A 23,531-nucleotide genomic window follows, 5' to 3' on the forward strand; every position below is an offset into this window, starting at 1 on the left:
CCCGGATGGGAACAGTGGGTTAGGTGCGTACGGCGATCCCGTCCAGCACCATCGACAGGTACTGCCGGGCGATCTCCTCGGGACTGTGCTGTCCGCCGGGCCGGTACCAGGACGCGGCGACCCACACCGTGTCCCGCACGAACCGGTAGGTGAGCCGGACGTCCAGATCGGCCCGGAACACCTCGGCCGCGACCCCGCGCTCCAGCGTGGACAGCCACGCCTTCTCGAACCTGCGCTGCGACTCGGCGAGGAACGCGAACCGCTCCTGCGCCACGAGTTGGCGGTTCTCCTTCTGGTAGATCGCCACGGCGGCCCGGTGCCGGTCGATCTCCCGGAACGACTCGGTGACCAGCGCCTGAAGCGTCTCGCGCGGGCCCAGCTCGGCCTCCAGGACGGCGTCGTAGCCGTTCCACAGCTCGTCGAGGAAGGTCCGCAGGATCTCCTCCAGCATCGACTCCTTGGAGTCGAAGTGGTAGTAGAGGCTGCCCGCGAGCATGCCCGCGTGGTCGGCGATCTTGCGTACGGTGGTGGCGTTGTAGCCCTGCTCGGCGAAGACCTCGGCGGCGGTTTCGAGGAGTTCGCGGCGCCGGGCGGCCGCGGCGGTCACCTGGGGCTTCTTCTTGGTCGGCACGGGTCCATTGTCGTCCTAGGCGCGCTGACTGCTGACGGAGACGATCTCTCCCGTCATGTACGAGGAGTAGTCGGAGGCCAGGAAGACGATCACGTTGGCCACCTCCCAGGGCTCGGCGTGGCGTCCGAACGCCTCGCGCGCGGTCAGTTCCTCCAGCAGCTCGGGGGTGGTGACCTTGGCGAGGTGCGGGTGCATGGCGAGGCTCGGGGAGACCGCGTTGACCCGCACCCCGTACTCGGCGGCCTCGATCGCGGCGCACCGGGTCAGTGCCATCACGCCCGCCTTGGCCGCCGCGTAGTGGGCCTGCCCGGCCTGGGCGCGCCAGCCGACGACGGAGGCGTTGTTGACGATCACGCCGCCGGTGTCGCGCATGCGGCGCAGGGCGGCCCGGGTGCAGCGGAAGGTGCCGTTCAAGGTGACGTCGAGGACTCTCGACCAGTGCTCGTCGGTCATGTCCACGAGCGTCGAAGTCCCTCCCAGGCCCGCGTTGTTGACGACGACGTCGAGCCGGCCGTGTGCCCGCACGGCGGTGTCGAACAGTGCCCGCACCTGCGCCTCGTCGGTGACGTCGCACACCGCGGAGGCGACCGCGCCCTCGAACTCCCGGGCCAGCTCCGCCTCGCACTCCTTCAGGCGCCGGGCGTGGGCGTCGCTGATCAGCACGCGGGCGCCCTCTTCGAGGAAGCGGCGCGCGGTCGCCCCACCGATGCCCGCACCGGCCGCCGCGGTGACGACGGCGGTGCGTCCGCGGAGCACTCCGTGCCCGGGAACGTACGCCGGCGCCTCGACGTTTGTCATAGCGGCACGCTAACCTACCAAACACTTGTTAGGGAAGACCCGCAGGGCTCCGAGGGGGAGGGCGACCGTGGACCTGGTCCACTCAGGCGCCGACGAGGCGTTCCGCGCCGAGGCCCGCGCCTGGCTGCGCGCGCATGTGCCGTCCGATCCGCTTCCCTCCCTGGAGACCGAGGAGGGCTTCGCGGCGCACCGGGCGTGGGAGGCCGAGCTGGCCGAGGAGCGCTGGTCGGTGGTGAACTGGCCGACGGCGTACGGCGGCCGGGACGCCTCACTCGTGCGGTGGCTGCTGTTCGAGGAGGAGTACTACGCGGCGGGCGCGCCGGGCCGCGTCGGTCAGAACGGCGTCAGCCTCCTGGCCCCGACCCTCTTCGACCACGGCACCGAGGAGCAACGCGCCCGTGTGCTTCCGCCGATGGCGACCGGCGAGGTGATCTGGGCGCAGGCCTGGTCGGAGCCGGAGGCGGGCTCGGATCTGGCCTCGCTCAGGTCGAAGGCCGTGCGCGCGGACGGCGGCTGGCTGCTGTCGGGCCAGAAGACCTGGTCCTCGCGCGCCGCCTTCGCCGACCGCGCGTTCGGCCTGTTCCGTTCCGATCCGGACGCCCCGAAGCCCCACCAGGGCCTGACCTACCTGATGTTCGACCTGCGCGCCCCCGGCGTCACCGTCCGCCCCGTCGCCCGCCTCGACGGCAAGCCCGCCTTCGCCGAGCTGTTCCTGGACGACGTGTTCGTGCCGGACCAGGACGTGATCGGCGCGCCCGGCCAGGGCTGGCGGATCGCGATGTCGACGGCGGGCAACGAGCGGGGGCTGATGCTCCGCTCCCCCGGCCGCTTCCTCGCGAGCGCCGACCGTCTGCACGGTCTGTGGCGGTCCCAGGGCAGCCCGCACGGCGCGCGGGGCCGGGTGGCCGACGCCCTGATCGGCGCCCGCGCCTACCAGCTCTTCACCTACGCCGCGGCCTCCCGCTTCCTCGACGGCGAGTCGCTCGGCCCGGAGTCCAGCCTGAACAAGGTCTTCTGGTCGGAGTACGACATCGCCCTGCACGAGACGGCCCTCGACCTCCTCGGCGCCGAGGGCGAGCCGGCCGACACCGACTGGTCTCAGCGGTATGTCTTCGCCCTGGCCGGCCCCATCTACGCGGGGACGAACGAGATCCAGCGCGACATCATCGCCGAGCGCCTGCTCGGCCTGCCGAAGGGCCGACGCTGATGAGATTCCTCCTCGACACCGCGCAGCGCGCCTTCGCCGACTCCCTGGACGCCATGCTGACGGCGGCCGACACCCCGGCGGTCGTACGGGCGTGGAGCCGGGGCGAGCATGCCGGTGGTCGTGCGCTGTGGTCCCGTATCGCCGAGGCCGGGGTGTTCGCGCTGGCCGTTCCCGAAGCCTACGAGGGGATGGGCCCCCGGCCCGTCGAACTCGCCGTCGCCTTCGTGGAGTTAGGACGGCACGCGGTACCGGGACCACTGGTGGAGACGGTCACGGCGGCGGCTCTGCTGGCCGGGCTGCCGGACCCCGGCCCGGCCAAGCGGCTCCTGCCGGCGCTGGCGGCCGGGGACGTCATGGCGACGCTGGCGTGGACGGCGCCGTACGCGCTGGACGGTGACGCGGCCACCACCCTCCTCGCGCTCACCCCCGACGGGCTGTACCTCTCCCCCGGCCATGGCCCCGTGCGCGCCTCCCTCGACCCGGCCCGCCGCCTCACCCCCCTCACCCCCGGCGGCGAACTGATCAGCGCCGACCCGCCCACCGCCCACGCTCTCACCCTCGCCCGTCTCACCACCGGCGCCCAGGCTCTCGGCGTCGGACTCGCCCTGCTCGACAGGACGGTCGCGTACGTCAAGCAGCGCACCCAGTTCGGCGTCCCCATCGGTTCGTTCCAGGCCGTGAAGCATCGCCTCGCCGACGCGAAGGTCGGCCTGGAGTTCGCCCGGCCCCTCGTCCTCGGCGCCGCGCTCACCCTGGACCCGGTCGATGTCGCCGCCGCCAAGATCGCCGCCTGCGAGGCCGCGTACGCCACCGCCCGCACCGCGCTCCAACTGCACGGCGCGATCGGCTACACGGCGGAGTACGACCTGTCGCTGTGGCTGACCAAGGCCCGAGCCCTGCGCACCTCCTGGGGCAGCCCGGACGAGTGCAGGGACACGGTGCTCAGTGGTGGTGATCGCCGCTGGTGATCTCCCGGTACTCCTCCTCAGTCGGCTTGGGGATGCGCGACCGGGGACCGAACATCGCCTCCGCCAGTCTCGCCCGCACCCGCTCGTGCACGGTGACCCGCCGCCGGACACCGTTCGCGTCGACCCGCGGGCCGATCTCGTACGGCGGATGCTCCTCGTGCTGGGTGAGGGTGAACAGCTCGCCCTGGGAGAGCGGCTCATGGATCTCGATGTACTCGCCCTGCGGGAGCCGTTTGATGGTGCCGGTCTCCCTGCCGTGCAGCACCTTGTCCCGGTCCCGGCGCTGGAGTCCGAGACAGATGCGCTTGGTCACCGAGTAGGTGACGACCGGCACCACGAACACCGCGACCCGCACGAACCAGGTGATCGAGTTGATGGACAGATGCAGATGCGTGGCCACGATGTCGTTGCCGCCGCCGATCAGCAGCACCGCGTACAGGCTCAGCCAGGCCGCGCCCAGCCCGGTGCGCACGGGCATGTTGCGCGGCCGGTCGAGGATGTGGTGCTCGCGTCTGTCGCCGGTGATCCAGGCTTCCAGGAAGGGATACAGACCGAGCGCGAGCAGGATCAGCGGGAAGAGCGAGAAGGGGATGAAGACGCCCAGTTCCAGCGTGTGGCCCCAGGCGTTCAGCTCCCATCCCGGCATCACCCGGATCAGGCCCTCGGAGAAGCCCAGATACCAGTCGGGTTGAGCGCCCGTGGTCACCAGGTCGGGGCGATAGGGCCCGAAGGCCCACACCGGGTTGATGCTGGCGACGCCGCCCATGAGCGCGAGCACACCGAAGACCAGGAAGAAGAAGCCGCCCGCCTTGGCCATGTACACCGGCAGGAAGGGCATGCCGACGACGGACTTCTGGTCGCGTCCGGGGCCGGGGTACTGCGTGTGCTTGTGGTAGAAGACCAGGATCAGATGGGCGGCCACCAGCGCCAGCATGATCCCGGGCAGCAGCAGGATGTGGATCGGGTAGAGGCGCGCGATGAAGTCCTCCCCGGGGAACTCCCCGCCGAAGAGGAAGAACGCCGCGTACGTCCCGATGATCGGGATGGACAGGATCGCGCCGTGCGCGAACCGCAGGCCCGTGCCGGAGAGCAGGTCGTCGGGGAGGGAGTAGCCGGTCAGGCCGGTGATGATGCCGAGCATCAGCAGCGTCCAGCCGAACACCCAGTTCAGCTCGCGCGGCTTGCGGAAGGCGCCGGTGAAGAACACCCGCATCATGTGCACCAGCATGCCGGTGACGAAGACCAGCGCCGCCCAGTGGTGGATCTGCCGGATCAGCAGCCCGCCGCGCACATCGAAGCTGATGTCGAGCGTGGACTCGTACGCCCTGGTCATCAGCACGCCGTTGAGCGGCTCGTAGGTGCCGTTGTAGACGACCTCGGCGGTGCTCGGCTCGAAGAACAGGGTGAGGTAGACGCCGGTGAGGATCAGCACCAGGAAGCTGTAGAGGCAGACCTCGCCCAGCATGAACGACCAGTGGTCCGGGAAGACCTTGCGCATGTTGGCCTTGGCCAGCGCGTAGAGCCCGAGCCGCCCGTCGGCCCAGTCGGCGACCCGCTCGCCCTTGCCCGGCGGCGCGGACCGCCGCGCCGCCGCCTCGTTCCCCGTTCGTGCGCCGTCCATACGTCGTCGCCTTCCCGCCGGATCACCTCAGGGTTACACGGCGGTAGGGGCTGAGCCAACAGGGCCGACGGGCCGAACCTCCCGGTCAGGAGGGCCGTACGATCCCCTGCGCCCGCGCCGCCACCAGCCACTTCGGGAACTCCTCGACCAGCCGGTCGTACAGCTCGGCGTCGGAGACGGTCCGCGGATCCGAACCGGCGTGGAAGAACCCGGCGTTGTCGATCACCCGTTTGTCCGGGACGGCCAGCTCGTCGAGCTTGCGCAGGAAGTCGAACTGCTTGCTGGTGGCGTCCCCGAACCCGATGAACTGCCAGAACAGCGGAAGCGGGGCCGCCTTGCACAGGTACCGCTCGGCGGCGAGCTTGTTGATCGGGCCGCCGTCGGTCTGGAAGACGACCAGGGCGGGGTGCTGCGAGCCGCTGTCGAGGTAGTGGTCGATGACGGCGTCCATGGCCAGGTGGTAGCTGGTCTTGCCCATGTGCCCGAGCCCGGACACGATCCGCTCGATCCGCCCCTGATGGTCGGCCAACGCGATCTCGGTCTCGGCGTCGACGTCGGTGGAGAAGAACACCACCGGCACGGTCCCGTCGTCGTCGAAGTGCGCCGACAGGCCGAGCACCCGGTCGGCGAGCGCCTGCACGCTGCCGTCCTTGTAGTACGGCTTCATCGAACCGGAGTAGTCGACCACCAGATAGACCGCGGCCCGCACCCCGCCGAGCCCGTGTTTGTGCAGCGACACCCCGGCGCTCTTGTACAGGCTGACCAGCGCGGGCGCGGTCTCCTCCATCTTGCTGAGACTGATCGCCGCCATACTCTCTCCCCCTAGGGCCTCACACCGGGTGCCGAGATTACGACACCACCGGCCCCTCCCCTCCCTCCGTCCACAGGCGTTCGATATTTTTGTCCGTCGCCGTCCCCACCGGCTCATCTTTCGTCCCGTCCCCAGAGGAGCCGGCCGTGGAGTCCGAGTCCACCGAGTCCGCCGTCACCACCTGCTTCCGCCATACGAAGGTGGAGTCCCACGTTCGCTGCACCCGCTGCGAGCGGTACATCTGCCCGGACTGCATGCGGGAGGCGGCCGTCGGCCACCAGTGCGTGGAGTGCGTGCGGGAGGGTTCCCGGTCGGTGCGGCAGGCCCGGACGGTCGTCGGCGGGCGGATCGCCGCGGCACCGCTGGTGACCTCGGTGCTGATCGGGCTGAACGTGCTCGCCTATCTGGCCGAGGTGGTGCGCCCGGAGATCCTGGACCGGTTCGCGATGGTCAGCGCCCGGCTGGTCGGGCCGGACGGCGGCTACTACGTCTACCAGCCCGGGTACCCGGCGGACTTCCATGCCGAGGGTGTGGTCGCCGGGCAGTGGGAGCGGCTGCTGACGAGCGGCTTTCTGCATCTGCCGCCCACCGAGGGCACCTTCGGGCTGCTGCACGTCGTGATGAACATGGTCTCGCTGTGGCAGCTCGGCCGGGTCGTGGAGCCCATGCTGGGCCGGGTCCGGTTCATCGCCCTCTATCTGCTGTCGACGCTGGGCGGTTCGGTGTCCGTGCTGCTGCTCACCGGCGTGAACGTCGAGACGGTCGGGGCGTCGGGCGCGATCTTCGGCCTGGGCGCCGCGTACTACGTCCTCGCCCGCCGGGTCGGCGCCGACCTGGGCGCCGTCAACCGGTTCATGGCGTTCCTGCTCCTGTGGCTGCTGCTCTCCGCCGGCCTCACCTCCTGGCAGGGTCACCTGGGCGGCCTGCTGACGGGTGCGGCGGTGACGCTGGCCTACGCGTACGTCCCGCGCGGACCGCGCCGGGCGCTGATCCAGACGGTCGTCTGTGCGGGGGTACTGGTGCTGCTGACGGTGGTCGCGTTCGCCAAGGTGGCGGAGCTGACGGGGAACGGAGCGGTCCAGTGAGACGTAGGGGAATCCTGCTGTTCGCGGCCGTCCCCGTGGCGATCACCGCCTCCGTGTACTTCCTCCTCCCCACCGACTCCGCTCAGAGCCCGGCCGAGCCCCCCATGGCCACCGCGCAGCAGTCCTCCCGCCAGGACGCCAAGAGCCGCGCCGAGCGGGAGCGGGCGGCGGACGACGAGGTGATCGCGAGCCTGCCGCCGGGTCTCGCCGACCCGGCGAAGAGGGAGCTGGCCCAGCAACTTGTCTCCTCCGCCGAGAACTCGACCCTGGACTGGCGCCGCGCCTACGGCTACATCGAGGACATCGGGGACGGCCAGGGCTACACGGCCGGCATCATCGGCTTCTGCACCGGCACCCACGACCTGCTCACGCTGGTCGAGCGCTACACCGACGACCACCCGGACAACGGGCTCGCCCGCTATCTGCCCGCCCTGCGCGCGGTGGACGGCTCCGACTCCCACGAGGGCCTCGACCCCGGTTTCACGGCGGCCTGGAAGGCGGAGGCCGAACGGCCGGACTTCCAGCAGGCGCAGCTCGCCGAGCGTGACCGCGCCTACTTCGACCCGGCCGTCCGCCTCGCCAAGCTCGACGGTCTCGGCACGCTGGGCCAGTTCATCTACTTCGACGCGATGGTCTTCCACGGTCCCGGCATCGACGGGGACGGTTTCTACGCCCTGCGGGAACGCGCCCTGCGCGAGGCGGACTCCCCGTCCCAGGGCGGCTCGGAGAAGGCGTACCTGGACATCTTCCTCGACATCCGCCGCACGGCCATGCGGGAGAAACGTCCCGGCACCGACACCACCCGCATCGACACGGCCCAGCGGCGGTTCCTGTACGACGGGAACCTCCGGTTGCGGACGCCGCTGGAGTGGCGGGTGTACGGGGAGACGTTCCGGGTGCCGTAGAGCCTGCCGGCAAAGGTGACGGCGCCTGCCCAGTCGTCCGGTCGGGGACTGTGGGGCAGGCGCCGTCTGTGTTCCGTACGCCTTTGTACGGGACGTTCTGTGGATGACCGTCAGGTCATCTTTTGTGCCGTCAGACCATCAGCGAACGGTCCGTCGGCCGGATCGGGGCCGGCAGGTCGCTCGCTCCGGTCAGGAAGCGGTCGCAGCCGCGGGCGGCCGAGCGGCCCTCCGCGATGGCCCACACGATGAGCGACTGGCCGCGGCCCGCGTCACCGGCGACGTAGACGCCCGGCACATTGGTCTGGAAGTCGGCGTCGCGGGCGATGTTACCGCGCTCGTCGAGGTCCAGGCCGAACTGCTCGACCAGGCCGTTCTCGCGGTCGGTACCGGTGAAGCCCATCGCCAGCGTCACCAGCTGGGCGGGGATCTTGCGCTCGGTGCCCGGCTTCGGGGTCAGCTTGCCGTCGATGAACTCCACCTCGGTGAGGTGCAGCCACTGGACGTTGCCGTCCTCGTCGCCCTCGAAGTGGGTGGTGGAGACGGAGTAGACCCGCTCGCCGCCCTCCTCGTGCGCGGAGGTGACCTTGTACAGCATCGGGAAGGTCGGCCACGGCTGGTGCGGCGCCCGGTCCTCGCCCGGCTGCGGCATGATCTCCAGCTGGGTCACCGAGGCCGCGCCCTGGCGGTGGGCGGTGCCCACGCAGTCGGCGCCGGTGTCGCCGCCGCCGATGACGACGACGTGCTTGCCCTCGGCCGAGATCGGGGTGGTGACGTAGTCGCCCTCCTGGACCTTGTTGGCCAGCGGCAGGTACTCCATCGCCTGGTACACGCCCTTGAGCTCGCGGCCGGGGACCGGGAGGTCACGGGCGGTCGTGGCGCCGGCGGCGATGACGATCGCGTCGTACCGCTTCTTCAGATCGGTGGCCTTGAGGTCCTTGCCGATCTCGATGCCGGTCCGGAAGCGGGTGCCCTCCGCGCGCATCTGCTCGATACGGCGGTTGATGTGCCGCTTCTCCATCTTGAACTCGGGGATGCCGTACCGGAGCAGGCCTCCGACGCGGTCCGCGCGCTCGTAGACGGCGACGGTGTGGCCGGCCCGGGTCAGCTGCTGGGCCGCGGCCAGGCCCGCCGGGCCCGAGCCGATGACGGCGACGGTCTTGCCGGACAGGCGCTCCGGGGCCTGCGGGGCGACGGTGCCCGCGTCCCACGCCTTGTCGATGATGGAGACCTCGACGTTCTTGATGGTGACGGCCGGCTGGTTGATGCCGAGCACACAGGCCGACTCACAGGGGGCCGGGCAGAGGCGACCGGTGAACTCCGGGAAGTTGTTGGTCGCGTGCAGGCGCTCGGACGCCGCCGTCCAGTCCTCGCGGTAGGCGTAGTCGTTCCACTCGGGGATCAGGTTCCCGAGCGGGCAGCCGTTGTGGCAGAACGGGATGCCGCAGTCCATGCAGCGGCTGGCCTGCTTGCTGATGATCGGCAGCAGGGAGCCGGGGACGTAGACCTCGTTCCAGTCCTTCTTGCGCTCCTCGACCGGGCGGGACTTGGCGACCTCGCGCCCGTGGTTCAGAAAGCCCTTCGGGTCAGCCATTGATCGCCGCCTCCATCATCTTCTCGGTGACCTCGGTCTCGGTCAGACCGGCTCGCTCGGCGGCGTCCTTGGCGGCGAGCACTGCCTTGTACGTGCTGGGGATGATCTTGCTGAAGCGCTCGACCGCGGTGTCCCACTCGGCCAGCAGCTTCTCGGCGACCGTGGAGCCGGTCTCCTCCTGGTGCCGGCGGACCACGTCGTGCAGCCACTGCTTGTCGGTGTCGTCGAGGGCCTCCACGGCACCGACGTTGCCGACGTTGACGTTGTCCCGGTCGAGGTCGATGACGTACGCGATGCCACCGGACATACCGGCCGCGAAGTTACGGCCCGTCTCGCCCAGGACCACCGCGTGACCGCCGGTCATGTACTCGCAGCCGTGGTCGCCCACGCCTTCGGAGACGACCGTCGCGCCGGAGTTACGGACACAGAACCGCTCTCCCGTGCGACCGCGCAGGAACAGCTCGCCGCCGGTCGCGCCGTACGCGATGGTGTTGCCCGCGATCGTCGAGAACTCGGCGAGGTGGTCGGCGCCCCGGTCCGGGCGGACGATGACCCGGCCGCCGGAGAGGCCCTTGCCGACGTAGTCGTTGGCGTCGCCCTCCAGGCGCAGCGTGACACCGCGCGGGAGGAAGGCGCCGAAGGACTGGCCGGCCGAGCCGGTGAAGGTGATGTCGATGGTGTCGTCGGGCAGGCCCGCGCCACCGAACTTCTTCGTCACCTCGTGGCCGAGCATGGTGCCGACCGTGCGGTTGATGTTGCGGACCTTGACCTGGGCGCGCACCGGCTGGGCGTCGGTCGCGGAGTCCGCGGCCAGCGCGTCGGCGGCGAGCTTGACGAGCTCGTTGTCGAGCGCCTTCTCCAAGCCGTGGTCCTGCTCGATCAGCTGGTGGCGCACCGCGCCCTCGGGCAGCTCGGGCACGTGGAACAGCGGCTCCAGGTCCAGGCCCTGCGCCTTCCAGTGGTCGACGGCCCGCGTGACGTCCAGCGTCTCGGCGTGGCCGACGGCCTCCTCGATGGTGCGGAAGCCCAGCTCGGCGAGGATCTCACGGACCTCCTCGGCGATGAACTGGAAGAAGTTCACGACGTACTCGGCCTTGCCCGTGAACCGGTCGCGCAGCGTCGGGTTCTGGGTGGCGATGCCGACCGGGCAGGTGTCGAGGTGACAGACGCGCATCATGACGCAGCCGGAGACGACGAGCGGCGCGGTCGCGAAACCGAACTCCTCGGCGCCGAGCAGCGCGGCGATGACGACGTCACGGCCGGTCTTCAGCTGGCCGTCGGTCTGTACGACGATCCGGTCGCGCAGGCCGTTGAGCAGCAGCGTCTGCTGGGTCTCGGCGAGGCCGAGCTCCCAGGGACCGCCCGCGTGCTTCAGCGAGGTCAGCGGGGAGGCGCCGGTGCCGCCGTCGTGGCCGGAGATGAGCACGACGTCCGCGTGGGCCTTGGACACACCGGCCGCGACCGTGCCGACGCCGACCTCGGAGACCAGCTTCACGTGGATGCGGGCCTGCGGGTTGGCGTTCTTCAGGTCGTGGATCAGCTGGGCCAGATCCTCGATGGAGTAGATGTCGTGGTGCGGCGGCGGGGAGATCAGGCCCACGCCCGGCGTCGAGTGACGCGTCTTGGCGACCCACGGGTAGACCTTGTGGCCGGGCAGCTGGCCGCCCTCGCCGGGCTTGGCGCCCTGGGCCATCTTGATCTGGATGTCGTCGGCGTTGACCAGGTACTCGGACGTCACACCGAAGCGGCCGGAGGCGACCTGCTTGATGGACGACCGGCGGGCCGGGTCGTACAGCCGGTCCGGGTCCTCGCCGCCCTCACCGGTGTTGGACTTGCCGCCCAGCTGGTTCATGGCGATGGCGAGGGTCTCGTGCGCCTCCTTGGAGATGGAGCCGTACGACATGGCGCCGGTGGAGAAGCGCTTGACGATCTCGGAAGCCGGCTCGACCTCGTCGATGGAGATCGGCTGCCGGTCGGACTTGAAGCCGAACAGCCCGCGGAGCGTCATCAGCCGCTCGGACTGCTCGTTCACGCGGTCCGTGTACTTCTTGAAGATGTCGTAGCGGTTCGCACGCGTCGAGTGCTGGAGGCGGAAGACCGTCTCCGGGTCGAACAGGTGTGGCTCGCCCTCGCGGCGCCACTGGTACTCGCCGCCTATGTCGAGGGCGCGGTGGGCCGGAGCGATGCCGCTCGCCGGGTACGCCTTCGCGTGGCGGGCGGCGACCTCCTTGGCGATGACGTCGATGCCGACGCCGCCGATCTTGGTGGCGGTGCCGTTGAAGTACTTCTCCACGAAGGCGTCGTCGAGACCGACGGCCTCGAAGACCTGGGCGCCGCGGTAGGAGGCGACGGTGGAGATGCCCATCTTGGACATGACCTTCAGAACACCCTTGCCGAGGGCGTAGATCAGGTTGCGGATGGCCTTCTCGGACTCCATGCCGGGCAGGAAGGTACCGGCCCGGACCAGGTCCTCGACGGACTCCATCGCCAGGTACGGGTTGACCGCGGCGGCGCCGAAGCCGATGAGCAGCGCGACGTGGTGGACCTCGCGGACGTCGCCGGCCTCGACCAGCAGGCCCACGTGGGTGCGCTGCTTGGTGCGGATGAGGTGGTGGTGGACGGCCGCGGTGAGCAGCAGCGACGGGATCGGCGCGTGCTCGGCGTCGGAGTGGCGGTCCGACAGGACGATCAGCCGGGCGCCGTTGTCGATGGCGGCGTCGGCCTCGGCGCAGATCTCCTCTATGCGCGCGGCCAGCGCGTCGCCGCCGCCGTGCACCCGGTACAGACCGGACAGGGTCGCGGCCTTGAAGCCGGGCATGTCGCCGTCGGCGTTGATGTGGATGAGCTTGGCCAGCTCGTCGTTGTCGATCACCGGGAAGGGCAGGGTGACCGAGCGGCAGGAGGCGGCCGTCGGGTCGAGCAGGTTGCCCTGCGGGCCCAGCGAGGAGTTCAGCGAGGTGACGAGCTCCTCGCGGATGGCGTCCAGCGGCGGGTTGGTGACCTGCGCGAACAGCTGGGTGAAGTAGTCGAAGAGCAGACGCGGGCGGTCGCTCAGCGCGGCGATCGGCGAGTCGGTGCCCATCGAGCCGATCGGCTCGGCACCGGCCTTGGCCATCGGCGCGAGGATGACGCGCAGCTCCTCCTCGGTGTAGCCGAAGGTCTGCTGGCGGCGGGTGACCGAGGCGTGGGTGTGCACGATGTGCTCACGCTCGGGCAGGTCGGAGAGCTCGATCTCGCCGGCTTCCAGCCACTCGCCGTACGGCTGCTCGGCGGCGAGGCCCGCCTTGATCTCGTCGTCCTCGATGATGCGGTGCTCGGCGGTGTCCACGAGGAACATGCGGCCGGGCTGGAGGCGGCCCTTGCGGACGACCTTCGCGGGGTCGATGTCGAGGACGCCGACCTCGGAGCCGAGGACGACGAGGCCGTCGTCGGTGACCCAGTAGCGGCCGGGGCGCAGGCCGTTACGGTCGAGCACGGCGCCGACCTGGGTGCCGTCGGTGAAGGTGACACAGGCCGGGCCGTCCCAGGGCTCCATCATCGTGGAGTGGAACTGGTAGAAGGCGCGCCGGGCCGGGTCCATGGAGTCGTGGTTCTCCCACGCCTCCGGGATCATCATCAGCACGGAGTGCGGCAGCGAACGGCCACCCAGGTGCAGGAGTTCGAGCACCTCGTCGAAGGACGCGGAGTCGGAGGCGTCCGGGGTGCACACCGGGAAGATGCGCTCCAGCGCCTTGCCGTCCGGTCCGAACAGGTCGGAGACCAGCTGCGACTCACGGGCGCGCATCCAGTTGCGGTTGCCCTTGACGGTGTTGATCTCACCGTTGTGCGCGACGAAGCGGTACGGGTGCGCCAGCGGCCACGACGGGAAGGTGTTCGTGGAGAAGCGCGAGTGGACCAGCGCGATGGCCGAGGCGAAGCGGCGGTCGGACAGGTCCGGGAAGAAGGGCTCCAGCTGGCCGGTGGTCAGCATGCCCTTGTAGACGATGGTGCGGGCCGACAGCGACGGGAAGTAGACACCGGCCTCGCGCTCGGCGCGCTTGCGCAGCACGAAGGCCTTGCGGTCGAGGGCGATGTCCTTCGAGGAACCGTCCGAGACGAAGACCTGACGGAAGACGGGCATCGTCGAGCGGGCCGTGGCACCGAGCAGCTCGGGAGCGACGGGCACCTCACGCCAGCCGAGGACGGTCAGACCCTCCTCGGACGCGATCGTCTCGATCTGCGAGACGGCGTCCTGGGTCCCGTCCTCCGGCAGGAAGGCGATACCGACGGCGTACGCACCGGCCTCGGGGAGCTCGAATTCGGCCACCTCGCTGAAGAAGGCGTGCGGCACCTGGGAGAGGATGCCCGCGCCGTCGCCCGAGTCGGGCTCGGAGCCCGTGGCGCCGCGGTGTTCGAGATTGCGCAGAACGGTGAGCGCCTGCTCGACCAGCGTGTGGCTCGCCTCGCCGGTGAGGGTGGCCACGAAGCCGACGCCACAGGCGTCGTGCTCGTTGCGGGGGTCGTACATACCCTGCGCAGCAGGGCGAGCATCCATGAACGACCAGTTCTGGCCATTCGCGGAGTGCTGGGACGGCTGGCGCGGCGTACGCATCGGCTCTCCCGTCGTCGTCATGTGGCATATGCAGATTGCCGAGGGACGACGTTGGCCCTCTGCGTGAGTGCAAAATTTCGTGCAGGTTACATGATGGGGCGGTTCTCGGGAAGCGGGATAATCCGTTCCATCATGCGGACACCACGGGCTGCGGCAGGGGTTCCGCGCACATGGCTCGAAGTATGTGGGGACCGAGCAGGACAGGTCGATGTCCGACGATCCGAGGGGCAGGGAAGGCGTCGTCGCCGACCCCGCGAGTGTGCCGCAGGCTTCATTGCCCCCAGCGCTTACGGCTCATGCCCGCTGGTCATGCATCCGAAACCAGCGAGTAACGGCTACTTATGCGGCCCAACGCATAAGTGCGAGCCCAGCTATCCTACGGCCGTTCCGAACAGACCACCCAGGGCGTACGTCACACCGGCCGCGGCGCCACCGAGGGCGAGCTGCCGCAGCCCGCTGTACCACCAGGTCCGCGCGGTCACCTTGGCCACGACGGCACCGCAGAGGAACAGTCCGAGGAGCGCGAGCAGCACGGCCGGCCACAGCGCGGTCGCGCCGAGCAGATACGGCAGTACGGGCAGAAGGGCGCCCAGCGCGAACGAACCGAACGACGAGACGGCCGCGACCAGCGGCGACGGCAGATCGCCGGGGTCGATGCCGAGCTCTTCGCGGGCGTGTATCTCCAGGGCCAGCTCGGGATCGCGGGAGAGCTGCCCGGCGACGGCCCGCGCGAGCTCCGGTTCGACACCCCGGGACTCGTAGAGCGCCGCGAGCTCGGCCTCCTCGTCCTCCGGGTGCTTCCTCAGCTGCCGGCGCTCGACGTCCAGCTCGGCCTCGACCAGCTCACGCTGGGAGGCGACGGAGGTGTACTCGCCGGCCGCCATGGAGAAGGCGCCGGCGGCGAGCCCCGCGAGACCGGTCAGCACGACGGTCTGATGGCTGACCGCACCGCCCGCGACGCCGGTCATCAGGGCCAGGTTGGAGACCAGCCCGTCCATCGCACCGAAGACCGCGGGCCGCAGCCAGCCGCCGTTCACATCGCGGTGGGTGTGGTTGTCCCGGTGCGCCTCGTGCAGTGGCGCCTCGGTCTCGATGATGGCCATGAAGGTCCCCCAGAAGATCAGGTAAGGCTGTCTTTAGACGCGTTCTATTCTTCGACAACACCAAATCTACGCCTCCGAATTCCTGCTCGCCAGCAAGGAAAGGCTGGGCTAACCTGCGGTTTTCCTCTAGAACGCTCATTCGTGTAGGGGCCCGCACAAATGTCGACCGGGTGACACCAGGGCTTCCGAGGCTCAGGTCAACCGCCGACGGTGGGACATATCCGCAAGGGGCTCCGCACCCTGGGCGGAGCCCACGGAGGAGAGGCCGCGCATGCCATCGATCGCCTGCATCCCCTCGGTCCCGGCGCCCGGGGACGCCGCCGAACTCCGCGGCAGGGCACGCGGCGCACTGCTGGGCCTGGCGGTCGGCGACGCGCTGGGCGCCCCGGCGGAGAACATGAAGCCCTCCGAGATCCGCGCCCGCTGGGGCCGTATCACCGGCTTCGTCACCGACAACCCCTCCGGCACGGACGACACCGAGTACGCGATCTTCTCGGGACTCCTCCTCGCCCGGCACGGCTCGGCACTCACCGCCGCCCATGTGGAGACGGCCTGGCACGAGTGGATCGCGGACCGGGCGGAGGGTCCGTTCAGGGGCGCCGGCTTCAGCGAGCGCGGCACGCTGGAGAACCTCCGCCGGGGCCTGGCCGCCCCCATCTCCGCCCAGCACCGGCACGCCTGGAGCGACGGTCTCGCCATGCGGGCGGCGCCCTTCGGCGTCTTCGCGGCGGGCCGCCCGGCCGAGGCGGCCCGGCTGGTGGCGATCGACGGCTCGGTGAGCCATGACGGCGAGGGCATCTACGGCGGCCAGGCGGTGGCGGCGGGTGTGGCGGCGGCGATGGCGGGAGCGCCGACGATCGCCGTGGTGGCCTCCGCGCTGGCGGTGGTCCCGGACGACTCCTGGACGGCCCGCTCGCTGCGCCGGGCCGTGGCGGTGGCCCACCGCGGCGAACGCGCGGTCCGCTCCGCGGTCGTCATCGGCGGCTACCCCTGGACCGACCTGGCCCCCGAGGCGGTCGCCCTGGCCTTCGGGGCGTACGCGGCGGCGGACGGCGACTTCGTCCAGGCGGTCCTGACGGCCGTCAACATGGGCCGCGACGCGGACACGACGGCGGCGGTCGCGGGGGCACTGGCCGGGGCGACGCTCGGTGAGTCCTCGATCCCGGCGGAGTGGGCGGCGGCGATCGGACCGGCCCGGGGAAGCTGCCTGCCGTCGATGGCCGGGCACCACGTGCTGGATGTGGCAGAGCTACTGGTGCCGGGGGAGGGCGGGAAGTGGGGGGCGGGGGGAGCCGTATCGGGTGAGGCCGCGGTCCCGGGCGAAGGAGTACGCCGATGACGCCGCCCATCCCCTTGGACGAGGGAACCCCGATCGCGGCACCCCCGGAGCCGGCCCCGACCCCCCTCACCCACCCGACCGAACCCCTGACCACGGACACCGGCCACCCCACACCGGCACCTCCTGCACCCGCCGACGACGAACAGCCCACACCACCCGCACCCGCCAACGGCGAACACCCCCCACCGGGGCCACCCGCACCCGACGACGAAAGCCGCACGGGCGGTGCGGGTCGGAGACAACCGGCCGAAGGCGAAGCCGAGGCCGGACAACGCATCACCGGCCTCCTCCTGGGCCTAGCCGCAGGCGACGCCGCCGGCTGGCCGGCAGCCCGCCACAGAGCCGCCCGCATGCCCGAGTGGACACGAAGGCTCACCCGCGAACTCGACACCTTCGCCGAGCACAACGCCACCACCACCCTCCCCCTCCCCCTCGCCCTGAACCAGCCCCCGGAACCCCTGCGCCTGGGCCCCTCCGACGACGCGGAATGGGCGGCCTTCGCAGCCGAGGCACTCCTGCGCGCCGGCGACGACACCGCCCTGGGCGACCTCAGCCGGGAGCGCCGCACCCGGGCCGCGATCGACCTGACCTGGAACGCCGTGGCCAGCGAGGTGGCCGCCGCGGCCGACCGCGCCCCCGAGGTCGAGTCGGCGATCCTCCCCCTGCGCGCCCGCATCTCCGTCCGCGCCGGCCTCGGCAACCTCGCCACCGGCCTGCGCCCACCCGCGACCGGCCACGACAACCCGCACTACTTCGACGACGCCGCCTGCGTACGCGCCTGCGTCCTCGCCGTCGCCCACCCGGGCGACCCGCACGCCGCCGCCGACCTCGCCGAGTTCGACGCCCGCTACACCCAGGACGGCGACGGCGTACACGGCGCGCGGGCGATGGCGGCGGCCGTGGCGCTCGCCCTGACCGGCGCCGACGCCGGGACCTGCGTGGCCGCGGCACTCGCCGAGCTCCCCGAGGAGACGGAGATCGGCCGCAACGCCCGGCACGCGCTGCGGCTCACGCAGGACGCCGACAGCGCCTTCGCGCTGATCCCGCTCCTCGAACACCAGATCGTCGACCACGTCTACAGCTACGGCATCGCCGCCGCCGAGACCGTCCCGGTCGCCCTCGCCCTCACGGTCGCCGCGCACGGCCGTATCGCCGAGGCCGTCCCCGCCGCCGCGTGCCTGTCCCGCGTCGCGGACTCGGCACCGGCCCTGGCGGGCGCGCTGACCGGGACGCTCGGCGGCGGTACGTCGATCCCGGCGTCCTGGCGGGACACCTGCCGCACCCTCTCCGGCTGTGCACTCCCCCGCCTCACCGGTACCGACCTGGTGGAACTCGCCGAACTGCTGGAAGCCACACAACCGGCCCGACCAGGAGGATGATTCGGGGCATGACGCCCAAAGCACAAGAAAGCAGTGGTCCGTGTCTCGACGAGCGGATCACCGGCGCCGTGGTCGGCGCGGCGGTCGGGGACGCCCTCGGCGGCCCGGTGGAGGGCTACTCCCCCGACCAGATCCTTCAGCGCCACGGCGGCCGGGTGCACGGCATCGTCGGCCCCTGGAACGGCGACGCATGGCGCACGGCCCGCCCCATCGCGCCGTACCACAAGGGCGACGGGCACGTCACCGACGACACCTTGATGACGCACGCGCTGATCCGGGTCTACGCGCAGGTCCGCGACCACCTCGACGCGTACGCGATCGCCGACCACCTGGTCCCGGACCTGATGACGAACCCGCGCTGGATCCCGGAGCTGGAGTCGGAGGCCCTCCCCCTCCAGCGCGTCTTCCTGGCCGAGAAATGGCTGGTCGCGCGCCTCCACTACGGCCATGTGGATCCGCGGGAGGCAGGCGTCGGCAACATCGTCAACTGCGGGGCGGCGATGTACATGGCCCCGGTGGGCCTGGTCAACGCGGCCGACCCGCGGGGCGCGTACGCGGAGGCGCTGGACATCGCGGGCGCCCATCAGTCGTCGTACGGCCGTGAGGCGGCGGGCGTCCTCGCGGCGGCGGTGGCCGCGGCATGCGCCCCGGGGGCGACTCCGGCCAAGGTCGTGGAGAGCTGTCTGTCCCTGGCGAAGGACGGCACGAGGGCAGCGATCGAGAAGGTCTGCGAAGTGGCGGGCGACCACACCGAGTTCGAGTCGGCCCTCGCTCCGCTCCGAGAGGCCGTCACCCCGTACGACACGGTCGGCCCCGACTACCGCCGGCCCTCCCTCGGTGCCCGTCGCCCCTCCCGGCTGCACGCCATCGAGGAACTCCCGATCGCCCTGGCCATGGTGCTGATCGCGGACGGCGACTACCGCCGGGCGGTCCTGGGCGCGGTGAACTACGGCCGCGACTGCGACTCGATCGCCACGATGGCCGGTGCTCTGGCCGGCGCGCTCGGCTCACCGGTCCCGCAGGACTGGTCGAAGGCGGTCGCGGAGGCCAGCCGCCTCGACCTGGGGGAGCCGGCCCGCACGCTGACCGAGGTGACGAGGGAGATCCACGAACGGGACGTACGCCGGCGCCGGGCGCACGAGGCGGCGTTCACCGCGCTGGGGGGCCGAGGATGCTCCGACTGACCTGGGTCCAGCCGGAGGACCTGATCGGCCACGAGTTGCGGCAGGCGGCCCTGGACGGCCGGGAGCCGTCGGCGATCGCGGCGCGCTGGAGAGCGGCGGGCGGCACCGAGGCGCCCACGCGCGCGGGCGCGTCACCGCACCCCGCGTCACGCTACCTGCGGACTCTGGCCGAGGACCTGCTGGACGAACTGGCGGACCTGCCGAGCAGGCTGGCGGACAGCGAACCCACCGACCTGGCGAGGATCAGGGCAAGCTGTCCGTCCTGGCCCGAGCCCACCCCGGCCGCGCCCACCCCGCACCACTACGAGGCCGCCTGGCTGGGCCGGGCGGTCGGCTGTCTGCTCGGCAAGCCCGTGGAGAAGCTGCCCCTCGAAGCGATTCGCCGGCTGGCGGGCTCCACCGGCAACTGGCCCCTGCGCACGTACTTCACGGCCAAGGGAGTCCCCGAGGAACTCCTCGCCGCCCACCCCTGGAACCGCCGCTCGGCGACGACCTCCCTCGCCGAGAACATCGACGGGATGCCCGAGGACGACGACCTCAACTACCCGCTCCTCAACCTCCTGCTGCTGCGTCGCCACGGCAGCGACTTCACCACCACCGACGTGGCCCGCCTCTGGCTCGACGAGCTCCCGGCCGGCCGCACCTTCACGGCCGAACGCATCGCCTGCCGCAACCTCCTGCTCGGCATCGAACCCCCGCACACGGCCCGCCACCGCAACCCCTTCCGCGAATGGATCGGCGCCCTGATCCGCGCGGACGTGCACGGCTGGACCAACCCCGGCGACCCGGCCGCCGCGGCCGATCAGGCCCATCGCGACGCCACCCTCACGCACACCGCCAACGGCGTGTACGCGGCGATGTTCACGGCCGCCGTCATCGCGCGGGCGGCGACCGGCTCCGCCGACATCCACACCTGTCTGCGCACCGGCCTCATGGTGATCCCCCCGAGGTCCCGCCTCGCCCGGGCCGTCGACCACGCGATCCGTTTGGCCCGCACCCACGAGGACTTCGACACGGTCGTCGACGAACTCCACGCCACGTACGCGCGCACCCACCACTGGGTGCACGCCATCCCCAACACCGCGTTGATCGCCGCCGCCCTCACCCACGCGGACGGCGACTTCACCGGCTCCATCTGCCGTGCCGTGTCGGGGGGTTGGGACACCGACTCCAACGGTGCCACGGCCGGCAGCGTCGCCGCCCTCCTCGCCGGGTCCCCCGCCGCGCTCCCCCACCACTGGACGGCCCCCCTCAAGAACCGCCTCGCCACCTCCGTCGCCGACTTCAACGGCACCGGCTTCGACGCGCCCGCCCGCCTCACCCACGACCTCGCCCACCGGCTCACCCCCCTGGAGGCAGCCCGCCCATGACCGACATCGTCGTGCTCGGCAGCACGAACATGGACCTCGTCACCTACGTCGAGAAGGCCCCACAGCGCGGCGAGACCGTGACCGGCCGGGAGTTCCGTACGACCCCCGGTGGCAAGGGCGCCAACCAGGCCATCGCCGCCGCCCGCGCGGGCGGCATGGTCTCGATGATCGGCGCCGTCGGCAACGACCCGTTCGGCACCCGGCTGCGCTCCACCCTCGAACACTCCGGCGTGGACACCGACGACCTGCGCACGGTCGAGGGCCCCTCCGGCACCGCGCACATCGTCGTGGACGACCAGGGCGGCAACGCGATCGTGGTGATCCCCGGCGCGAACGGCACCCTGGACCACCTCAGCCCGGGCGACGAGGGCGTCATCGCCGCCGCCGACATCCTGCTGCTCCAGCTGGAGATCCCGCTGGCCGCGGTGCTCGCCGGCGCCCAGGCGGCCCACCGGCACGGCGTCCGTACGGTCCTCACCCCGTCCCCCGCGCAGCCGCTCCCGGACGAACTCCTCGCCACCATCGACCTGTTGGTCCCCAACGAGCACGAGGCCACCACCCTCACCGGCCGCACCGACCCCCGCGAGGCCGCCACCGCACTGCTCGACCGGGTGCCCGAGGTCGTCGTCACCCTGGGCGCCGCCGGCAGCCTGTACGCCGGCCGCGACGCCGATCCCCTGACGGTCCCCGCGCCGAAGGTCACCGCGGTCGACTCGACCGGCGCCGGCGACACCTTCGTCGGCGCCCTCGCGGTGGCGCTCGGCGAGGGACGCCCGATGCCGGAAGCGCTGAAGTGGGCGTCGGCGGCGGCCGCGCTGTCGGTCCAGCGCGAGGGTGCCACCGTGTCGATGCCGTACCGCCCCGAGATCGACGAGCGGTACGCGTCATGACCGAGTCGGCCAAGGCCCCCTTGACCGGTATCCGCGTCCTCGACCTGGCCACGCTCTTCGCCGGCCCGCTCGCCGCCACGATGCTCGGCGACTTCGGCGCGGAGGTCATCAAGGTCGAGCACCCCGAGAAGCCGGACCCCTCCCGCGGTCACGGCCCGTCGAAGGACGGCGTCGGCCTGTGGTGGAAGGTGCTCGGCCGGAACAAGCGGACGATCACGCTCAACCTCTCCAAGCCCGGCGGTCGCGCCACCCTTCTGCGCCTGGTCGCGACCGCGGACGTCGTCATCGAGAACTTCCGCCCCGGCACCCTGGAGAAATGGGACCTCGGCTGGCCGGAGCTGGCCGCCGCCAACCCCCGCCTGGTCCTCGCCCGTATCACCGGCTTCGGCCAGTTCGGCCCCTACGCCCACCGCCCCGGTTTCGGCACCCTCGCCGAGGCGATGAGCGGCTTCGCCGCGCTCACCGGCGAACCGGACGCGCCGCCGACGCTGCCGCCCTTCGGCCTGGCCGACTCGATCGCGGGTCTGGCGACGGCGTACGCCGTGATGACCGCCCTCGCCGCCCGCGAGCGCACCGGCGAGGGTCAGGTCGTCGACATGGCTCTCATCGAACCGATGCTGCTGGCGCTCGGGCCCCAGGCGACCTGGTACGACCAGCTCGGCTACGTCCAGGAACGCACCGGCAACCGCTCCGCCAACAACGCCCCGCGCAACACCTACCGCACCGCCGACGGCACCTGGGTCGCCGTCTCCACCTCGGCCCAGTCGATCGCCGAGCGGGTGATGCACCTGGTGGGGCGACCCGACCTGATCGACGAGCCGTGGTTCGCGACGGGCGCCGACCGGGCTCGCCACGCCGACGTCCTCGACAAGGCGGTCGGCGACTGGATCGCCCGCCACACCCGCGTCGACGTCCTCGCGGCCTTCGAGAAGGCGGAGGCCGCGGTGGCCCCGATCCAGGACGTACGGGAGGTGATGACCGACCCGCAATACGCGGCGCTGGACACGATCACCACCGTCGACGACCCCGAGCTGGGCCCGCTCCGAATGCAGAACGTGCTGTTCCGGCTCTCGGCCACCCCCGGCACGATCCGCTGGACCGGCCGCCCGCACGGCGCGGACACGGACGAGATCCTCACCGACCTGGGCCTGACCCCCGCCGAGCTGACGGCCCTGCGTGCGGAGGGCGCCCTGTGACGCCCCCGCAGAAGACCGGCACCTACCCGCTGACCTGGCTGTACGCGCCCGGCGACCGCCCTCGGGTGGTGGCCAAGGCCCTGCTGTCCGGTGCGGACGTCGTCATCGTCGACCTGGAGGACGCAGTCGCCCCGGACCGCAAGGACTACGCCCGCGAGGCCACCGCCGAGCTGCTCTGCGAGCCGGACCACCCCGTGCCCGTCCAGGTCCGGGTGAACGCCCTGGACACGCCGCCTGCGGCGCGGGACCTCGCCGCGCTGGCGGCGCTCCCTGGGCTGTCCGGCCTGCGTCTGCCCAAGGTGACCTCCGCCGAGCAGGTCATCCACCTCGCCCAGACCGTCCCGCCCGTCGCGCCGGGCAGGACCCCGCTGCACGCCCTGATCGAATCGGCCCTCGGCATCGAGCACGCGTACGCCATCGCCGCCGCCCACCCCTCCCTCCACGGCGTCTCCCTCGGCGAGGCAGACCTACGGGCCGACCTGGGCGTACGCGGTGACGCGGGCCTCGACTGGGCCCGCTCCCGCGTGGTGGTGGCCGCGCGGGCGGCGGGCCTGCCGCCGCCGTCCCAGTCGATCCACCCGGACATCCGTGACCTGGAGGGCCTGATCGCGTCCTGCGCGCACGGCCGCACCTTGGGTTTCCTGGGCCGGGCCGCCATCCATCCACGCCAGCTCCCGGTGATCGAACGGGTCTACCTCCCCACGGAGGAGGAGCTCGAACAGGCGGAGACCATCATCAAGGCGGCCACGGCGGACCGGGGCGCGCAGGCACTTCAGGACGGAACGTTCATCGACGCGGCGGTGGTGGCGGCGGCCCAGCGGACCCTGTCGCTGGCACGCCGGCGCTGACCGGCGCCGTCCCG

Annotated in this window: 18 protein-coding genes; 11 read left to right on the plus strand and 7 right to left on the minus strand. The window is 71.5% G+C overall.

Features of this window, described 5'->3' with window-relative positions; genetic code table 11:
* Nucleotides 1-19: 19 nt before the first annotated feature.
* Nucleotides 20-631 carry a TetR/AcrR family transcriptional regulator gene (locus tag ACIQWG_RS07580; protein ID WP_404091623.1) on the minus strand — a complete coding sequence of 204 codons (612 nt, stop codon included), beginning with the start codon at nt 629-631 and terminating at the stop codon, nt 20-22.
* Between the two features lie 15 nt (nt 632-646).
* Entirely contained in the window at nt 647-1,429 is a 783-nt protein-coding gene (locus ACIQWG_RS07585) for an SDR family oxidoreductase (protein ID WP_404091626.1), read from the minus strand.
* 67 nt (nt 1,430-1,496) lie between these two features.
* Between ACIQWG_RS07585 and ACIQWG_RS07590 the strand changes: the two genes are divergently transcribed.
* Complete coding sequence (locus tag ACIQWG_RS07590) at nt 1,497-2,636, plus strand: acyl-CoA dehydrogenase family protein (RefSeq protein WP_404091629.1); 1,140 nt, start codon at nt 1,497-1,499, stop codon at nt 2,634-2,636.
* The gene (locus ACIQWG_RS07595; RefSeq protein WP_404091633.1) at nt 2,636-3,604 is read left to right on the plus strand and encodes an acyl-CoA dehydrogenase family protein; all 969 of its coding nucleotides are present in this window, start codon (nt 2,636-2,638) and stop codon (nt 3,602-3,604) included. The genes ACIQWG_RS07590 and ACIQWG_RS07595 overlap by 1 nt, the downstream gene beginning before the upstream one ends.
* Here ACIQWG_RS07595 and ACIQWG_RS07600 read toward each other — a convergent pair.
* Entirely contained in the window at nt 3,579-5,225 is a 1,647-nt protein-coding gene (locus ACIQWG_RS07600) for a cytochrome bc complex cytochrome b subunit (protein ID WP_404091636.1), read from the minus strand. The two genes, ACIQWG_RS07595 and ACIQWG_RS07600, sit on opposite strands and share 26 nt — an antisense overlap.
* An 85-nt stretch (nt 5,226-5,310) precedes the next feature.
* Nucleotides 5,311-6,036 carry a vWA domain-containing protein gene (locus tag ACIQWG_RS07605; RefSeq protein ID WP_404091639.1) on the minus strand — a complete coding sequence of 242 codons (726 nt, stop codon included), beginning with the start codon at nt 6,034-6,036 and terminating at the stop codon, nt 5,311-5,313.
* Nucleotides 6,037-6,182: 146 nt separating this feature from the next.
* On the opposite strand from ACIQWG_RS07605, the gene ACIQWG_RS07610 reads away from it, so the two are divergent.
* Both ACIQWG_RS07610 and ACIQWG_RS07615 read left to right on the plus strand, forming a co-directional pair.
* Nucleotides 6,183-7,121, plus strand: a complete 939-nt coding sequence (locus ACIQWG_RS07610) for a rhomboid family intramembrane serine protease (protein ID WP_404091642.1) — start codon at nt 6,183-6,185, stop codon at nt 7,119-7,121.
* Nucleotides 7,118-8,026, plus strand: coding sequence for a chitosanase (locus ACIQWG_RS07615; protein ID WP_404091644.1), 909 nt, complete (start codon nt 7,118-7,120; stop codon nt 8,024-8,026). The genes ACIQWG_RS07610 and ACIQWG_RS07615 overlap by 4 nt, the downstream gene beginning before the upstream one ends.
* A gap of 130 nt (nt 8,027-8,156) precedes the next feature.
* Here ACIQWG_RS07615 and ACIQWG_RS07620 read toward each other — a convergent pair whose 3' ends face one another.
* From ACIQWG_RS07620 to ACIQWG_RS07630, 3 genes are all read right to left on the minus strand, one after another.
* The gene (locus ACIQWG_RS07620) at nt 8,157-9,617 is read right to left on the minus strand and encodes a glutamate synthase subunit beta (protein WP_404091647.1); all 1,461 of its coding nucleotides are present in this window, start codon (nt 9,615-9,617) and stop codon (nt 8,157-8,159) included.
* Nucleotides 9,610-14,208 (minus strand): glutamate synthase large subunit, encoded by a 4,599-nt coding sequence (gene gltB, locus ACIQWG_RS07625; RefSeq protein ID WP_404093488.1) that lies wholly within the window; start codon nt 14,206-14,208, stop codon nt 9,610-9,612. The genes ACIQWG_RS07620 and gltB overlap by 8 nt, the downstream gene beginning before the upstream one ends.
* 371 nt (nt 14,209-14,579) lie before the next feature.
* A complete protein-coding gene (locus ACIQWG_RS07630) occupies nt 14,580-15,311 on the minus strand; it encodes a VIT1/CCC1 transporter family protein (protein ID WP_404091650.1) in 732 nt (243 codons plus the stop codon).
* Nucleotides 15,312-15,582: 271 nt separating this feature from the next.
* Here ACIQWG_RS07630 and ACIQWG_RS07635 point away from each other — a divergent pair, with 271 nt between their 5' ends.
* The 7 genes from ACIQWG_RS07635 to ACIQWG_RS07665 are packed head-to-tail and all read left to right on the plus strand — an operon-like array spanning nt 15,583 to nt 23,517.
* The gene (locus ACIQWG_RS07635) at nt 15,583-16,650 is read left to right on the plus strand and encodes an ADP-ribosylglycohydrolase family protein (RefSeq protein WP_404091653.1); all 1,068 of its coding nucleotides are present in this window, start codon (nt 15,583-15,585) and stop codon (nt 16,648-16,650) included.
* Complete coding sequence (locus ACIQWG_RS07640) at nt 16,647-18,029, plus strand: ADP-ribosylglycohydrolase family protein (protein ID WP_404091656.1); 1,383 nt, start codon at nt 16,647-16,649, stop codon at nt 18,027-18,029. Before ACIQWG_RS07635 ends, ACIQWG_RS07640 begins: the two co-directional genes overlap by 4 nt.
* 8 nt (nt 18,030-18,037) lie before the next feature.
* Complete coding sequence (locus ACIQWG_RS07645) at nt 18,038-19,213, plus strand: ADP-ribosylglycohydrolase family protein (RefSeq protein WP_404091659.1); 1,176 nt, start codon at nt 18,038-18,040, stop codon at nt 19,211-19,213.
* Complete coding sequence (locus ACIQWG_RS07650; protein WP_404091662.1) at nt 19,201-20,583, plus strand: ADP-ribosylglycohydrolase family protein; 1,383 nt, start codon at nt 19,201-19,203, stop codon at nt 20,581-20,583. The genes ACIQWG_RS07645 and ACIQWG_RS07650 overlap by 13 nt, the downstream gene beginning before the upstream one ends.
* Nucleotides 20,580-21,473, plus strand: a complete 894-nt coding sequence (gene rbsK / locus ACIQWG_RS07655) for a ribokinase (RefSeq protein ID WP_404091665.1) — start codon at nt 20,580-20,582, stop codon at nt 21,471-21,473. Before ACIQWG_RS07650 ends, rbsK begins: the two co-directional genes overlap by 4 nt.
* Entirely contained in the window at nt 21,470-22,669 is a 1,200-nt protein-coding gene (locus ACIQWG_RS07660; protein WP_404091668.1) for a CaiB/BaiF CoA transferase family protein, read from the plus strand. The genes rbsK and ACIQWG_RS07660 overlap by 4 nt, the downstream gene beginning before the upstream one ends.
* Nucleotides 22,666-23,517 carry an HpcH/HpaI aldolase/citrate lyase family protein gene (locus ACIQWG_RS07665; RefSeq protein ID WP_404091671.1) on the plus strand — a complete coding sequence of 284 codons (852 nt, stop codon included), beginning with the start codon at nt 22,666-22,668 and terminating at the stop codon, nt 23,515-23,517. Before ACIQWG_RS07660 ends, ACIQWG_RS07665 begins: the two co-directional genes overlap by 4 nt.
* The last annotated feature ends 14 nt before the right edge of the window (nt 23,518-23,531 follow it).

Origin of the sequence: Streptomyces sp. NPDC098781 (assembly GCF_044759995.1) — a bacterium.
Taxonomy (GTDB): Bacteria; Actinomycetota; Actinomycetes; order Streptomycetales; family Streptomycetaceae; genus Streptomyces.